Source organism: Tunturiibacter psychrotolerans, assembly GCF_051013365.1.
Classification (GTDB): domain Bacteria; phylum Acidobacteriota; class Terriglobia; order Terriglobales; family Acidobacteriaceae; genus Edaphobacter; species Edaphobacter psychrotolerans_A.
The window spans coordinates 696,105-711,569 of sequence record NZ_CP132941.1 but is presented as its reverse complement, the minus strand read 5'-3'; the positions used below and the strand labels follow the sequence as shown (position 1 = coordinate 711,569).

At 50.5% G+C, this 15,465-nt stretch carries 13 protein-coding genes; all 13 read right to left on the bottom strand.

Translation table 11 applies throughout. The features are described from left to right. Positions 1-20: 20 nt before the first annotated feature. Complete coding sequence (locus RBB76_RS02930; protein ID WP_429632803.1) at positions 21-1,928, bottom strand: HAD-IIIC family phosphatase; 1,908 nt, start codon at positions 1,926-1,928, stop codon at positions 21-23. Between the two features lie 144 nt (positions 1,929-2,072). Further along, a complete protein-coding gene (locus RBB76_RS02925) occupies positions 2,073-2,309 on the bottom strand; it encodes a hypothetical protein (protein WP_429632805.1) in 237 nt (78 codons plus the stop codon). Positions 2,310-2,422: 113 nt separating this feature from the next. Beyond that, positions 2,423-3,430 carry a polysaccharide deacetylase family protein gene (locus RBB76_RS02920; protein WP_429632807.1) on the bottom strand — a complete coding sequence of 336 codons (1,008 nt, stop codon included), beginning with the start codon at positions 3,428-3,430 and terminating at the stop codon, positions 2,423-2,425. Between the two features lie 22 nt (positions 3,431-3,452). Beyond that, positions 3,453-5,357, bottom strand: a complete 1,905-nt coding sequence (gene asnB / locus RBB76_RS02915) for an asparagine synthase (glutamine-hydrolyzing) (protein ID WP_429632809.1) — start codon at positions 5,355-5,357, stop codon at positions 3,453-3,455. 30 nt (positions 5,358-5,387) lie between these two features. Further along, positions 5,388-6,254, bottom strand: a complete 867-nt coding sequence (locus RBB76_RS02910; RefSeq protein WP_429632811.1) for a glycosyltransferase family 2 protein — start codon at positions 6,252-6,254, stop codon at positions 5,388-5,390. A gap of 105 nt (positions 6,255-6,359) precedes the next feature. After that, a complete protein-coding gene (locus RBB76_RS02905) occupies positions 6,360-8,363 on the bottom strand; it encodes a hypothetical protein (protein WP_429632813.1) in 2,004 nt (667 codons plus the stop codon). Positions 8,364-8,395: 32 nt separating this feature from the next. Next, positions 8,396-9,547 (bottom strand): glycosyltransferase family 4 protein, encoded by a 1,152-nt coding sequence (locus RBB76_RS02900; RefSeq protein WP_429632815.1) that lies wholly within the window; start codon positions 9,545-9,547, stop codon positions 8,396-8,398. Positions 9,548-9,806: 259 nt separating this feature from the next. Beyond that, positions 9,807-11,036, bottom strand: coding sequence for a DegT/DnrJ/EryC1/StrS family aminotransferase (locus tag RBB76_RS02895; protein ID WP_429632817.1), 1,230 nt, complete (start codon positions 11,034-11,036; stop codon positions 9,807-9,809). Positions 11,037-11,073: 37 nt separating this feature from the next. Beyond that, a complete protein-coding gene (gene rfbD / locus RBB76_RS02890) occupies positions 11,074-11,991 on the bottom strand; it encodes a dTDP-4-dehydrorhamnose reductase (protein ID WP_429632819.1) in 918 nt (305 codons plus the stop codon). A gap of 2 nt (positions 11,992-11,993) precedes the next feature. Beyond that, complete coding sequence (locus tag RBB76_RS02885) at positions 11,994-12,983, bottom strand: NAD-dependent epimerase/dehydratase family protein (protein WP_429632821.1); 990 nt, start codon at positions 12,981-12,983, stop codon at positions 11,994-11,996. A 29-nt stretch (positions 12,984-13,012) separates the two neighbouring features. Then, a complete protein-coding gene (gene rfbC, locus RBB76_RS02880; protein ID WP_429632824.1) occupies positions 13,013-13,579 on the bottom strand; it encodes a dTDP-4-dehydrorhamnose 3,5-epimerase in 567 nt (188 codons plus the stop codon). A gap of 79 nt (positions 13,580-13,658) precedes the next feature. Continuing rightward, positions 13,659-14,177, bottom strand: coding sequence for an acyltransferase (locus RBB76_RS02875; protein ID WP_429632826.1), 519 nt, complete (start codon positions 14,175-14,177; stop codon positions 13,659-13,661). Next, complete coding sequence (locus RBB76_RS02870; RefSeq protein WP_429632828.1) at positions 14,174-15,172, bottom strand: Gfo/Idh/MocA family protein; 999 nt, start codon at positions 15,170-15,172, stop codon at positions 14,174-14,176. Before RBB76_RS02870 ends, RBB76_RS02875 begins: the two co-directional genes overlap by 4 nt. Between the last annotated feature and the right edge of the window lie 293 nt (positions 15,173-15,465).

The following is a 15,465-nucleotide window of genomic DNA, read 5'->3' as shown; positions in this document are numbered from 1 at the left end:
AAATTGTCCGCGGGCCATATTTAAACTTGCGGTAGTGGCAGGTCTTCGCCGAAAGGATCAAGTTCAAGGATTTCGGAGTTGTCGGAGACATTGTCGGCTGCCAATTCGCGATCGTGACTCGCACCTGCTGGGTTAGTGATTCTACGAATGCACCGTGCTTCTTGCGTGTAGAACTGCGGGACGTCGTAATGCCACAGTTGCCGGGTTTCAGAGGCTCCTTCAACTTTAGTAAATCCGAGATTCATGTAATGCCCCGCAACCATAATGTTCTTTCTTGATGGTATATAGATGCCCACGATCCTGCGTATTTTGCGCGCCTGACACTGTTCGACCAGTGCATCAAACATCGTGAGTTCCATCTCGCGGCCTAAAACGCGACAACTCATAAGCCAAAGGTCGAGTTCAAGCGTTTCCTTCACTGCACGTCCAATCAGCACTGAAACCAAACCATTGTCGCCAAACCTGTCAGCCAGACGGCCATAGAGAGTTACAAAAGTCCGGTCTTGAGCAATGGCCATGACTTCAGCGCACGTGTACCGCCTCGTAGTCAGATTGAACTGATTCGTCTTGTTAATTAGCTGTGTGATTCGCTCGAAATACATAGTAGAAAAAGGTGCGATTTCAGCGGTCATTCCGAGCGACTCGAGAAACTCTCCATGGTCGCGGAAGTCGGCCTGATATGCGCTCCGTTGTGCGTTCGAATTGTAGTAGGCCGAACGGTTAAGGTCGTCCCGAACCACCTTGTGCACTTCGAAATAGCGCTCGGATTCTAGTATCTCCGCGAAACGGGCAACGCTGGAGCCCACGTCAGGCGACGCAACTTCAGGCAGTTGATCGGCGACCTGAGCCCGCTCAGCGGGGTTGTCATCGATAAACACTATGCTATCAAGACCAATGTTGAGTTCTGCAGCGATCTCGCGGATGTTTTCCGATTTCGAACTCCAGTTTGCTTTGAATGCGCTGAAATCGTCCAGCTTCAAGATGCTGTCGGGGTGTGAAAAACCCTCTTTTGCGTTTTCTATGTCGTTCTTCGAACATACTGCCAAGATTACGCCGCGCCGCTGTAAGTCTTTCACATATCGCTGGAAATCCAAGAAAGCTTCGCCAACCGGGTGATCATGGCCCAAAATGAGGTTTTGCACGCCATCGTCACCAACGACTCCGCCCCAAAGTGTATTGTCCAAGTCGAGGACTAGGCATTTCTTGGACCTTCCGTAGACAGATTTAACGATGGCGGCTACGTTTTGAGCCAGAGCAACTGTTGCCGTTGGACTCACAGCCATATGAAAGTTGTACCAATAAGTGTGACTGTGCCATGCGTCCAGACCCACTTGCGCAGAAAGGTAGAGAATATCGTTAATGAGGAAACGCGAGTGTCTGCGTGCGTAAGTTGCAAACTCGGCGTTCAACCTCATCAGGAAATTCAGGCGGCCAGACGACTCAAACGTCTCTAAATTTCCCAAAGGTCTGAGGCGCGGTAAGTCAAAGTTATTTTGGATGATCAACGCGCCGAGCTCCGAGTGAATTTTCTCCCAAAGAGATTCAAACCGGGCCATCTCCCGGCGGATACGCAGTTCAACCTCCTCTTCAGTCTCCATCAATTCAGGGAATTGTGAAACATTATGCCAAGTTGTGTAGATAAAGATGACGTCGGGTTTGAAATTCCACAGCTCTGGATTCTCGAACAGGATGTCCTCGGCGTAGCGATTGTAGCCGGCTTCGTAAAACGTTGGCTGAATTCCCTCGGCCAAGAGGAACAACTCCAACATGCTTGTAACTTCGCTTGTTGTTGAGCCACCCAGAATTGCGATTCGTGTCGGTACTAAATTAGGTTGCGTGAGCAGTTCTTTCTTTAGGGCGCGACGCCTTCGCAAAACATTCGCAGCTGTGATAGGAAACCGCATGTCCCTTAAAATTTCTGATTGCACGACTTTGCTCTCCTATGCCAATTGCAAGCGTTCGCAAAAAGGGTATCCGCTCATTGGGACGTCATCTGTTCGGCAAAGCCCTGAGAATGTCGTTACCTTCTTACCGCTCTTAGAGTTTTACGATTTCTTTGAGCTAGCTGACAGTCAAGAAGAGCTAACGTCCACGCGAGCCAGCCGCAGAAGATCGGCGACTGTCGAGCAACCAACGACGTCATCCGGGGAGATGTGCGCATCGTTCGTTGTTTCCGCCAAGACAATCAGTCCAATGAGTGAGGTCGAGTCCCAGTTCTCGAGTTCGTCCAGTTCCTCGTCGCCTCGAAGGGTCCCAGGATGCAGCCCAAGAATATCATCCATCTCCAAAAGGAATTCTTTACGGGTCATTGTTTTGCGATCCTCAAGCATGCGGTTGTCTCCTGTCGGCAGATTAGATGTAATTGTTCAGATCCACTACTCGTTGGTCCGCGGACGACGAATCCGGGCCGCCCGAATCGGCACTAAGTTGTAAGAAGTCGATTCCGTGTAGCACGAAGGCGAGGCAGAATTTCGATCTCGGAAAACAGAGCGGCATCGGTTTCGGCACAGGTACTGATCCTGTCAAGATGAAGTAGGTCAGGTCTTCGAGGATTTGCGACACTCTCGCTCAAAAACACAGCCTTGTGCCCGGAGCGCTCAAGATGCTCCTTCAACTCGGGCGTGAGATCCTTCGAAGAACCATAGGGTTGGCTGAACGACCGTATCTTTGTTCCAGACACAGCCTCCAATTCCGTCTTATTCCTGTCCACTTCTGAAACGAAATCTTGTTGCGATAAAGATCTGCAGTGTGTGTGGGTGTACGTATGGTTCCCTATCTCGAAATCGAAGGAGCTTAGGTCGCGTAGCTGTCTGCTGGTTAGGTATAGTTGTGCTTCATTCGCCACGCGAGTCTCGTTGATGCCTGAAAATTGTCGCAATGCATCAAGAAAGAGTTCCCTTTCGTCGAGCGAGATAGCTGGGAAAAAAGCACCAAAGACTTCAGCAAGCGAACACAATTCAAGGGTTTCATAGCCGGGTACCGCGCGAACAGCTGCATTGATAGTCTCCATTCCCAAGAGGGTTGCAACATAGCAGACAAGATTGTCCGGCGCCAGGCGCTGGTTATCGAGAAAAGCAGCGTTTACAAAAAAGAGGGCTGGCACACCAAATTGCTGGCAGAGAGGCGCGGCCCACTGAGCGACGGACGCATAGGCGTCATCGAATGTTATTAGCATGGCTCGCGGCGGTAAGCCACGGCCATCGCAATTAGTCAGAACATCTTGCAGATGCACAGGAGCATAGTACGCGGTTAGAAATCTCAGTGCGGCTTCGAACTTCTTCGGCGTGATGCTCACACTGATCCCGTTCATAAACGGCGACCGGGTTGCCGAAATATCATGGAAGACCAAGCACCTCAGTGAGTATGAATCACCGAGGATGCGCGCAATCCGGAAGGAGGCAGGCATGCGCCAGACCGCGTCCGCGGCCATAGTCATCGTGAGATGCAGAAATCTACTGTAGGACGACTTGTTCATTGTCCAAAAAAGTTCGTTGCCACAGCTCAAGGCTGAGGAGGGAAAAAATCTCTTTGGAGTAGTCGGCGCCGTTCGAGTTCGCCCGAAGTAAGCTCTCGACCGCGTCCTTGCGGAAATAGCCTCTGCTGATTGTCTTACCGTCCGTCAACACGTCCCAGATAAGATCTCTTAGATCGGTGCGAAGCCATGACTCGTAAGGCACCGGGAATCCAGCCTTCTTCCGATTGCGGATCTCACTGGGGATTTTCTTCGATAGTGCTTTCTTCAAGATGTATTTCGTATTGCGGCCGTTCAGCTTGAGTCCGGGTCGCAGAGACGCTGCGAACTCCAATACTCGGTGATCCAACAAAGGCACACGGAGTTCAATGGAATTGGCCATTGTCATTTTGTCCGCTTTGATCAGTAGATCATCCGGTAACCACGACTTGGTATCAATATAGAGCATCGCATCTAGGGTACTCTGACCTCGCACATGGTTTTGCAACCGACGCACCGGTTCCAGGCTCCGTTCACGGTCAATCGTTCGCGTAAAATCAGCAGAGTAGACTTTGCCCAGGGTGTTTCCGGTGAAGCTATGAGGGTTTGAAGTACGACTGTAGTAATAGTCGGGAAAGCGTTCATTCATCAAGGGTCCGTACTTTGAGAATCGATGGGAGCCAAACGCTGCGTCAGTGAGGGAAATACTCTTGGCGAAAGCATCGTTCAATGAACGACCGCCGACTTTGAGGTGTTCGAGCCAAACTAGGTTGCGATAACTGCTGTAGCCCGCAAATGCTTCGTCTCCGCCTTCTCCTGAGAGAAGCACTGTGACGTATCTTCTCGCTAACTTGGAAACGTAATAGAGTGCTATCGCTGGCGGTTCACACACAGGCTCTTCCATATGCCATATATATCGGGGCAGGAACGCCGCAAAATCGTCGGCAGAGATCGTCATGTCATAGTGCTGGGTTCCAAATTTCTCGGCGGCCAGCCTTGCATAGGGTCTCTCGTCCGGAACTTTGTCCCCCGAAAAGCCTACGGTAAAAGTACTAATTTTCTTGTCAGTGGCATTCACGGCGAGGCTTAGGATGCCCGTCGAATCGACACCTCCGCTCAAAAGGACACCCACAGGAACATCCGCCATCATGTGCAGATTGACGGTCTCGGCCAAAAGGCTCAATAACTCAGCTTCTGCGTCTTGAAGACTCGCTCCTTCAGACGGCACTCCAAAATGCAAATCCCAGTACTGGCGGATCACCGTTTTGCCATTGTTGGCGAGTAGGTAGTGTCCCGGGGCCAGCTTGGTGATTCCGTTGAGTAGCGTGTCTTCACCAGGCATATACTGGAACGTCAAGAACCTATCGATGAGTTGAGGGGTCATCTTTCTCTTGATCGAAGGATCGGCTAGTATCGCCTTGATCTCAGATGCAAAAACCAAAGACGAATCACCCAAACAATAGTAGAGAGGCTTGATTCCAACCCGGTCTCTTGCGAGGAGCAAAGTCCTCGCATTTTCATCCCAGATAGCGAAGGCAAACATTCCGCGTAATTTTTGGAGGCAATCAAGCCCAAACTCTTCAAACAGATGAACGATAACTTCCGTGTCGGTCTGAGTCTTGAAGACGTGCCCTTTGGCTAAGAGAAGCGTGCGGAGCTCTTTGTAGTTGTAGATTTCTCCGTTAAAGATGACCCAAATCGAGCCATCTTCGTTTGAAAGAGGTTGATGACCGCTCTGAAGGTCGATGATGGAAAGACGGCGGAAACCGAGCCCAACCGGGCCCGAGACATAGAACCCTTCGTCGTCGGGGCCACGATGGTGAATCGTGTCTGCCATCGCTTTGAGTAGCGCAGGCGACACCATTTCGTTAGCTCCGAAAGCAAATTTTCCACAGATTCCACACATAAGATCGAGATCGACGCTGATTCGAGGTGGTTATTTCCAGATTGTTTGCATCCCGCAGAGGCGCCTCAATTGCTGACCGCGTATGTATTCCAAATACGAGCGATCCTCTGGTCTCGGTTGGTGAGCAAATTGAGCCTTTAGAAAGCCGCATATAATCCCGACCGAACCCACGAGGTATGGTCTTTTGCCGAGCCGATGCAAGCAGCTTGCTGCTAGGTAGAGCGGGTGATACCCAGAAACATAACAGGCCACCCCGTGCTTCACCCTGTCGTGGAACAGACCTTCCTCGGAGCCCGTGAAACGATGATGAAGAAGTCGCAGGTCATGGAAAGCGTAAGTTTTCCAGCCCAACATGTTAGCTTTGACTTCATCGATGGTGTCCCATCCCGGTGCAGGCCAAAGCCCTCCGATTGCCTCCCAGCAAGCCCTCTTATAGATCTTGGTCGCTCCTCGAACATGGAATCTCGGATTTTCCTCGAGCTTCAGCTCTCCGGAAACGTTATGGTGGATCTCCCCTCCGCCGATGCCGAGTTCGGAATCTCGGCTGAAATATGCGAAACATTTTTCGAAATAGTCTGGATCGAAGCTCAAGTCCCCGTCGAGTTTTACAATAAAGTCCCAGCTATTGGCTTGTAGATTGTTATATCCCTCGAAAAATGCCTCCATTACCCCGCCACCGGATTTCCGGAATCCTCTGTTCTTGCGGTGTACGACCCGGATCCAAGAATACATCGCGGCATATCGGTCAGCAATTTCACCCGTTCGGTCGGACGAGCCATCGTTGACAATCACCCACTCGGCCGGACAAATTGTCTGGCACAGAACGGATCCGATGGTAGATTCGATGTACTTCTCCTCGTCACGAACAGGAGTGATGATAATGTACTTAGGATTCATCGAATAACCTCGTTTGACGTGGCGTTTCCAGAAAAAATCACTCGTTGAGCTCTCTCGCGATCGAGTGTTTGCTGTTCTGCGGCGAGTGTTCCTTGTCCCACGATTTCAGTTCTTTAGGCAGTGTGGAATAGTCGGATTCGATGAAAGCCGTCTTTTTGCAAACAGCCACAGTAGCCGGCACGTAGATGTTAGGGCGACTAGGAAGAGAAATAAACACCCAACTACTTCTACAGGCTTGAGCCGGTGCACATTGTAAAAACGGATGAATGCAAGACCAAAGCCTGATTTAGCCAAATAAATATCCCGGAAATCGGAACCCATTCGGAGCATGTAAACGACGATAGAGCCGTGCGACGCGTTGATGGGGCTTGATTTCAAATTGTTCGCATATCGGATCGCGATGCAGCGACTGCCACGCAACGGAATCGTCAAGATCAGACTAATTCGATCTTGTTGAATGGAGTACGGCTGGGCCAATCCGTCCACAGTGACGGCGTCTATTGTCTGGTCACCAATCTCCCGCTTTTGCACATAAAAAGTTGAGCTCTGGCTGGTTGTGTTTTCCAGGCAGATATCGTTCGAGAATGCCTGGACGTCGTAGTTGGAATCGTCCCTAAGTTTTACGACATAGAGATGCCTCGCGATGTCTCCTAAGCTGCGCCACTCAGTTGCCGGCTCAAGTTTGTTCACCTCGTCTGCCACCTGATCAAAGGCGCTAATGCCCTTCGAGAAAAAATCTGAGTGGGCGTAAAAAAAGAGAGGGTTATCAAGAAATTGATTTATTGCGATGTATGCTTCCGAAATCTTCATTTCCGTCGAGTAACGGCTAATGCTCGGAAATCCCTCGAAAGACAAGGTTACGGGCCGCAGTATTTCTGATAGATCCGCAGGCCTGGTGGCATTCTGAGGGACGTTTGACGAATTAACAGTGGCCAAGAAGTTATATGTCTTGAGGGCCCCCAACGTTTGCTCTGGGGCGATACTGTGCGGAAATATCATTACTTTGTCGTACGGGATCCCGGTTAGTCTCTGAAATCGTTCCATTCTAGCCAGCGCTTGTCGGAGGCCACCAACTTGATCAGCCAACGATTTCTCTCCATAGTCGGTGAACTCTTTGTGATCGTGGTCATTTCCGTGAATAGCGATCGAAAATAGATCGGAATGATTGCGAAAGAGTGAAACGACTTCGGGTTGGCTGCGTTTGTAATTCCACGGGATAAAGGCAATCGTGGTGTGAAAGTGATGCTTGTCCATTTCTCCCAAAAGACCTTCGTAGTTGACGTGCCCGTATGGTTCACGCAACCACGGATCGTCAATGGTGAAGTTCGCGTAGTGATGGAGCGCATGCCAGCTCCGTTCACCGGCCGAATATCTTACGAACATCATCGCAGGCGCGATTCGGAGAAAGGCACTCACTAGATCTTGATTGTCAGAAACGTTCCCTCCTTCGGGAACCGCGCACGCGAGGAAAACCGCCTGCTGTCCAATCGTGCTCTCGATGAATACAGGAAAAGTCTCACCCCCTCCGCGTATACTCTCAATCCGCTGAGCCATTCTGTTGTCTTCGAACGCAAGGTACAAAGTTTTTTTGTTGGAAAGCGGAATTTCAAGATTCGCTAACTGCCACGTCACACCTTGAACGCGATCGAACACATATCGCGATTTGGACGAACTTTCAATCGGGGCGCACCTAGTCGCTTCGCCGCCAGACCAACCCTTCAGAAGCGCAAGGCTTAGATCTCGCTGGACCCCAAGAATAAACAGCGGAATATTGCTGATAGCTCTACGGTTCAAAGCTCGAAACAACGACCTTTTGCTAACGGTAGCCAAGGCATTTGCCTCAATGGCTACCCCCACGGTCTCTTTATCCTCGACCGTCCTTCGAATCGCGAGGTCATCACCGCGGGAAGTTACTTTGACGACTTTGAGATTAAGTCCGTAAAAGGCAGCTGCTGCTTCGATCTCTTTTTGGTCATCAGATACGCTATGATCTGAGCGGATGAAAACTAAATCGGATGCGTAGCAGCATGAGGACGACACCAGAGCAAAGATGAGTGACGCCGAGGCAAACATGTAATGCAAACCGACTTTGCTCAGACGTAGCTCCATACTCTTCAAACTCTCGTTCGGTCTTACGCAGTCTAGCGCGTTTCCAATGCAGTACTATAGGCCTTGAGAAGAGCTGTCTTCTCAATTTTCCAATTCAAGCCTTCTTCGATCCTTTGTCGACCGCAGGCGCCGAGTTTTTTGCGAAGTTCCATGCAGTTGAGCAACTTGATTATTTGATTCGCAAAATCGATTGGATCGTTAGGCTGGGCATACAGAGCTGCTGATCCTGCCGATCGGCGACCCTCCTTCAAATCGAATAGGACTACCGGCAGTCCAAATGCCATATACTCAAAAATTTTGATCATGGTCGAGTTGTCGTTCATCGACGTCTTTGGATCAGGGGCCACACCTATGTCCGCATTGGACAGATAGTTGGTAACCTCGTCGTGCGAAACCTGACCTGTAAATGTAACGAAAGAATGCAATTCCTTTTTGGCCACAATCGACCGAAGCTCAGGAAGCATCGTACCGCCCCCAACCAGCAAGAAATTAGTGTCGCGTCGTTTCTCGTGTTTGACAATATGCTCGATCGATTCAAGCAACAGATGCAACCCATCCTGGCGCGCCATGAAGCCTACATAGAGGACCTGCAACGACTTCCCATACCTGACATCTCTTCGAATCGGCGTAGTGCGGAGTTTCGTCAAGTCGGGGCAGTTTCGGACGACGAACACATGTTCTGGACGCATTCCACCGCGCGTGATAGCAACCTCCTTAAAAGATTCATTGGTAGCGATGGAGACACTAGCGGCTTTAAACGAGAGCTTTTCCGCGAGGCGTGTTAGCGCAGCTAATGCTTGGCGCCGTTCTCCGAATTTAGCCTCGAAAAGTTCGGGGGCGAGATCGTGATGATCAAATATGAAGCGAACACCGAATGGCCGCAAAAGTAAAGCTAGCAAGAATATGGTGTCTGGAGGATTACATCCATGCAGAATCCTAAATCTCGTGCGGCGGAAGACCTTCAAAGTTAGATAGAGCTCGGCAATCAAAGCAACGCCGTATTCAAGTAAGTATCCGACTGAGTTCGAAGCTTCCCACGTGCGATGGCGATAGATATGTATTCCTTCGAGAATCTCGTACCTTGACGCAAGAAGATTCTTCCCCTTCGGGCAGATTACTGAAACTAAATAACCCGCGTCGCGCAATGCGAGCGCCTCGCTCCAGACGCGCCGATCAAGCGGCACTGGAAGATTTTCGACGATAATACAAACAGACGTTGCATGACCACCTTTAGAGTGTGCCGTGGTCTGTTGGCCCGAGAAATTCCTATTTTGCATTTGGCAAGTTTGGGCATTTGCCCGTTAGCTGATTGAAAAGGTTGAGTTTTGCATGCCCGGAAAGTGCAAACGGCCAGTCGAAAGTGGAAGGTCCCTATTTGATCGATGCTCTCGTTGTTGATCGAAATCACTGGGGAGTGATCGATCTGTTTGCGGTGCGCCGACCCTAGGCCGTTGTGGCTGACTGAACCGAAAGCGTATCGCCGATGCCTTCAAATGACGCAACTTCCTCTACTACCCTCTTTTGCTGTGACACAGTCAATCCCGGGAACATCGGCAAAGAGAGTATCTCTGCAGCCACGCTTTCCGCGATAGGAAAATCGCCTCGCCTAAAACCCATGGACCGATAAGCGTCCTGAAGATGCAGGGGGACGGGGTAGTGAATGCCTGTGCCGATGCCGGCCTCAGTCAGATGTTTCTGCAGTTTGTCCCGCTCGCCAGTACGAACTACATATAAATGATAGACAGAACGAGACCAGGACGGCTCGCGGAGCAGGGTAAGGCAAGAGCACGTTCTTTCCAAAAGCGCGTGGTAACCTGTGGCAGCTTCACGCCGCTGTCGGTTCCACTCAGTAAGATACCGAAGCTTGACCTGCAAAATCCCGGCTTGAATCGCGTCAATCCGGCCATTATAGCCTTCGACCTCGTGATAATATTTGCGCGATTGACCGTGATCTCGAAGTAATCGAATTTGACGAGCAATTTCGGGGTTGTTCGTAGTCACGGCTCCCGCTTCACCGCACGCGCCTAAGTTCTTTCCGGGGTAGAAACTGAAAGCAGCGGCATGCCCCATCGACCCTGCCTTCTTCCATCGACTATCCATTTTCGAGTAATACTCGGCACCATGGGCCTGGCATGCGTCTTCTACGACAATCAAACGGTAGCGTCTAGCCAATTCAAGAATCGGATCCATATCTACGGACTGACCGTAGATATGCACCGGCACTACAGCTGTGACTGGAGCATTCCATCTCCGGTGGATTGGCTTGCCGCTTATAGAATCGATTTTGCATTCTCGTTCAAGGAAATGCCGTAACTTCCGCGGATCCATACCGTGGGTGCGATCATCGATGTCTACGAAATCCGGTCTTGCACCGGTTTGGCTAATGGCTTCAGTGGTCGCGATAAAGGTGTGAGGAACGGTGACAACCACATCGCCAGGGCCGACTCCGGCCGCCATCAGTGCGAACCTTACCGCATCAGTTCCGTTTGCGACGCCAATACAGTGTGTGACGTCACAAAAATGTGCAAATTCGCGCTCAAACTGGTCGACCATCGGACCGCCAACAAACCCGGCTGTTTTTAACGCCGTCTGGAAAACCGATATCAATTCTTTCTCGAGTCCGTCGTGAAGGCCTACCAAGTCCAGAAACGGAATACTTACATTATCTGACATCTACGCGATCCCCTTGACTGTCATGTTGTCGAGATGCCTAGGTGCGATTTGGTGTTGTGGGTGCAGTTAGGTACTTATCTGAACCGATTCGGACGTGGGTCCGTCCCTCCAAGTACGAGCGCAGTCCATCCCGCCAATGCTTGCAGATATTCAAACCTCGGGCCTTCAAGGCTTGGTTCTCTAGCACCGAATACTTTGGTCGAGGAACCTTAGTAGGGAATTCTCCAGATTCAGCCGCCTTCAATCGAACCGGAGCATCAGTAAGTGCAAAAATCTCCTGTGCGAATTCATACCAGGAGCAACTTCCTTCCGCTGTCGCGTGATAGATCCCATAGGAGTCCGAACGACTCAACTGCACCAATTGCCGAGCCAACTCCACGGTGGACGTCGGCGAAACAACCTCACTGTCGACAACGCGCACCTCCGGCCGCTCCTTCCCAAGCTTCAACATCAGTTCTACGAAATTGAGGCCGTTCTTAGCTCGGCAGGGGTTCCTTCCGTACAGACCCGAGGTGCGAACCACAAAGTGCCTCTCCGAATTCGAACGGACGAAATGTTCGCCGGCTAGCTTGGTAATGCCGTAGGTGTTCAGTGGGTGTGGATTATCGGCTTCTGTGTACGGGCTTCCCTTGCTGCCGTCGAAGACGTAGTCGGTACTGACGTGCATTAGGACCGCGTTCAAACTCTGAGCGACAACGGCCAGATTCTTCGGCCCGAGACCATTCACTGCGAAGGCCTTCTCTGGCTCACGCTCGCAATTCTCGACATGATGCATCGCGGCGGTGTTAATGATCACATCCGGTTGAATCTCTTCAAGTAGGCACGACACCGAAGCGGGGTTGGCGATCTCGATATGAGAATGAGTTAACGCACGCACAGCATCACCGTTTGCTGTGAAGGCAGATACTAAATCACTGCCAAGCTGACCATCGCCGCCAATCACCACAATCTTCATCGTTAGAATGCGCTCGCCATGGCCTGCATCTCGATTCCGCTTTCGATCGATCTGAACGTTCCGATGTTGGAATATAGTGGGTTGTCCCAGTCCTGAAACTTGCTCATGTTCTCTATCAGGTCCGTGACAATGGACTTCAGATCATGGGTAGGATGGAAGCTCAGCACAGTTTTTGCCTTTTCAATGCTGACTTTGTAGTTCCGAAAGTCCTGAACATGCTTAATGACGAGGTGAATTGACACTGCTAATCGCTCCTCAATTGCCGCCTTGACCAAGTCGCCTACCTCTCCGACGGTGTAATTGCCCGAGGCGACATTAAACACGCCAGAGATACTATGATTTGCCTCAATGGCTCGGACATATGCTGTCGCAGCGTCCTGGATGCTTAGGATCGGCCGCCAGATCGAGGGATTGTTGATAGTGATCGTACGATCCTTCATGGCGTTCTTGAACATCGTGTTGATGATGAGGTCGAAGCGCATCCGTGGGCTATAGCCAGAGATGGTCCCCTTGCGCAGCGCAATGACGGAGAACTTCTCATCCGCGAGTTGCAGTGCGGCCTGCTCGCCTTGCAGTTTGGAAATCCCGTACGGATAGCTGGAACTCACTGGCTGAGTCTCATCATACAGTTCATTTTCTGTGTACCCATAAACGGAACAAGAACTGGCGTATACGTATCGTTTCACTCTGGCTTTCTTCGCCATGTAGGCGAGATATGACGGAGCTGCAGCATTGAACACAAAGTTCTTACTAGGTGAGTATTCCGCCATTGGATCGTTCGATAGACCTGCGAGAAAAACGACTTGGTCATAAGGCTCCAAATCCTCCTCGCAAAGTTGAAAGATATCTTTGTTTAAGATACCTACCTGCCGTGGCAAGTGATTGCCAAACCAAAATAAGTCCACGACGTCGACCTTGTAACCTCGGTCTAGCAGTTTAGGGATCAAAGTAGAGCCGACATATCCTGCGCCGCCTGCAATTAGCAGCTTCATGGTTTTTCCTTGATTGGGGATAGTTTGATCTAATAGGTAAAATTCTTGGACTCTGGTCGTGACAACCACTCGTCCAAAGTCTGTGCGGCTCGATCTTTTTCGGAAAGCAACACGTCAGGGATCGGCCACTTGATGCCAATTTTGGGGTCATCCCACCGAATACCGGCCTCTCCATCTTTGTTGTAGTTTCCCGTGCATTTGTACTGTATTTCCGCTTCATCTGACAAGGCGCAGAAGCCACGCGCAAAACCAGCGGGAGCCCAAACCTGCCGACGATTTTCGGAGGATGCTTCTACGCCAACCCACTGGCCCAGTGTTGGTGATCCCGTGCGGATATCGACAGCAACAAGGAAAGCAGTTCCCAAAGAAACACGCATCAATTTACCCATGGGCGGATCCCATTGGAAGTGTAGACCGCGTACAACACCGCGGATAGACCTCGAGTGGTTGTCCTGGGCAAAGTCGCACGGTAAACCATTCTCTGTGAAGACATCTTTGCGGAACGTCTCCATAAAAAATCCGCGGGCGTCCTTAAAGACGTCAGGAACGAGCACCACGACATCGCTTAGAAGCCTTGATTCGATCTTGATTTTCATCGTTTCCGAATAGTCTTCAAATCGTGAGCAGGAAGAGCGTCATTTCCATAGACGAGAATGATTCTGACGAGGTCATATCTCACGTTGGAAAAGTTCGCCTAATTGATTCAACATTTGGTGAAGGTGAAATTGAACGCAAGATTCTCGCCGGGTTACCGGCTACGATCACATTAGGAGGTATATTTCGCGTTACGATACTACCCGCCCCAACGATAGAGTTTTCGCCTATCACCAGGTTGGAAAGAATTGTTGAGCCTGAACCGATAGAAGCACCCTGCTTTACTATCGTTCGCTCGACGACCCAGTCTTTTTCGGTCTGAATCTTTCCGGTAATCGAGGTCGCGCGAGGATAGGAATCGTTGGTGAAGATCACACCATGGCCGACAAAAACGTTGTCCTCAATGGTTACACCCTCACACACAAAAGTGTGGCTCGAGATTTTGCAGCAGCGCCCGACTCGAGCATTCTTTTGAATTTCTACAAAAGCGCCTATCTTAGTTTCGTCGCCGACCTCGCATCCGTATAAATTGACGAATTTCGATAGCTGTACGTTTGCCCCGAGCTTTACGTCGTCCGTGATGCAGTGGTAAGAGTTCATAAATAAACAAGTGTTCCTCTTTTACTAAGTGATTCGCTCGCCGCTTCCAGCATTTTTACAACTCGTAATCCAGCGCATCCATCGTTAGAGGGATCTTGGCTGCTCGAAATGCAATCCACGAAGTAGGAAAGCTCCTGACGAAGTGCCTCGACCTGTTCCAGTTGCGGAGCCCACATGTCTCCTGAGCGATAATTCACTAACAGTTCGTAAACGCCTTCTCGGTTGGTGATGTCGACGCCCTTGTCGTACACCTTCACCTTTTCGTCAGCCTCAAGGTCGTTCCATACCAACATTCGCTTCTCTCCGCCCATGAGAGTGGTTCTAACCTTGACCGGTGAGAGCCAGTTGACATTAATGTGCGCTATGACCTTCTCGGGAAAATAGAGGGTCATGTATGCAACGTCCTCGTGACCGTTCAGATGTTTCTGCCCGGTCGCGACGACTGCTTCAGGGCTTGTTCTGATGAGGTGATCCATGATCGAAAGATCGTGCGGCGCAAGATCCCAAAGCACGTTGATATCGTGCTGGAAGAGGCCAAGGTTGACGCGGGTAGCGTCGTAGTAATAAAGCTTTCCTAGCGTTCCTTCGTCGAGTAATTGCGAGATTTTTTTCACTGCGCCGGTGAACAGGAAGGTATGGTCCACCATGATCTTGAGATTTTTTCTCTTCGCGAGGTTGATCAATTCCTCCGCTTGCGCTGTGTTGCTCGTGAACGGTTTTTCAACGAACACGTGTTTCCCATTCTCCAACGCAGCTTTCGCCAGTTCGTAGTGTGTCCAAACCGGAGTGACGACCGCAACGGCGTCAATCTTAGTCGACGAGATTACCTCAGACGCGTCCGAGGTGACGTGGATACCGGGATAAGACTTTTGCGCCCGCTTTCGCGCATTTGGGCTCATTTCCGCGATCGCAAGCACCTGGGAATCCTCAAGGCTCATGAGATTTCTCACGATGTTTGGTCCCCAGTAGCCGTATCCAATGACACCGAAATTCAAGGCGTTTTCACAAAGTTCATATCTTCAGATGATTTGAAGCGTGCTTTGAAAGAAGTCCAAAAATCGTATTTGAGCTGAGCAAACTTAGGCTGCATGGATTGGCACCAGGCGGCCATCTTTGTTCTATGCTATCTGGACACAGCAGCCAGGCACGGCTCCGCCCCGTGGGCTACAATTCTCGTCTTCTACTTTGCTGATTTGACACCCAAACAGTTTTGTAGTTAGACGGAATGTCGAATAGCACGTCGACGGCCATACCACATGACAGCAACAAGCCACTTAAGGCTATTTGA

What these genes read in the sequence shown, in the direction of transcription:
- asnB (WP_429632809.1), bottom strand. Translation starts at nt 5,357, where the DNA reads ATGTGTGGAATCTGTGGAAAATTTGCTTTCGGAGCTAACGAAATGGTG.
- rfbC (WP_429632824.1), bottom strand. Translation starts at nt 13,579, where the DNA reads ATGAAAATCAAGATCGAATCAAGGCTTCTAAGCGATGTCGTGGTGCTC.
- RBB76_RS02925 (WP_429632805.1), bottom strand. Translation starts at nt 2,309, where the DNA reads ATGACCCGTAAAGAATTCCTTTTGGAGATGGATGATATTCTTGGGCTG.
- RBB76_RS02920 (WP_429632807.1), bottom strand. Translation starts at nt 3,430, where the DNA reads ATGGCCGCGGACGCGGTCTGGCGCATGCCTGCCTCCTTCCGGATTGCG.
- RBB76_RS02910 (WP_429632811.1), bottom strand. Translation starts at nt 6,254, where the DNA reads ATGAATCCTAAGTACATTATCATCACTCCTGTTCGTGACGAGGAGAAG.
- RBB76_RS02905 (WP_429632813.1), bottom strand. Translation starts at nt 8,363, where the DNA reads ATGGAGCTACGTCTGAGCAAAGTCGGTTTGCATTACATGTTTGCCTCG.
- RBB76_RS02885 (WP_429632821.1), bottom strand. Translation starts at nt 12,983, where the DNA reads ATGAAGCTGCTAATTGCAGGCGGCGCAGGATATGTCGGCTCTACTTTG.
- rfbD (WP_429632819.1), bottom strand. Translation starts at nt 11,991, where the DNA reads ATGAAGATTGTGGTGATTGGCGGCGATGGTCAGCTTGGCAGTGATTTA.
- RBB76_RS02875 (WP_429632826.1), bottom strand. Translation starts at nt 14,177, where the DNA reads ATGAACTCTTACCACTGCATCACGGACGACGTAAAGCTCGGGGCAAAC.
- RBB76_RS02895 (WP_429632817.1), bottom strand. Translation starts at nt 11,036, where the DNA reads ATGTCAGATAATGTAAGTATTCCGTTTCTGGACTTGGTAGGCCTTCAC.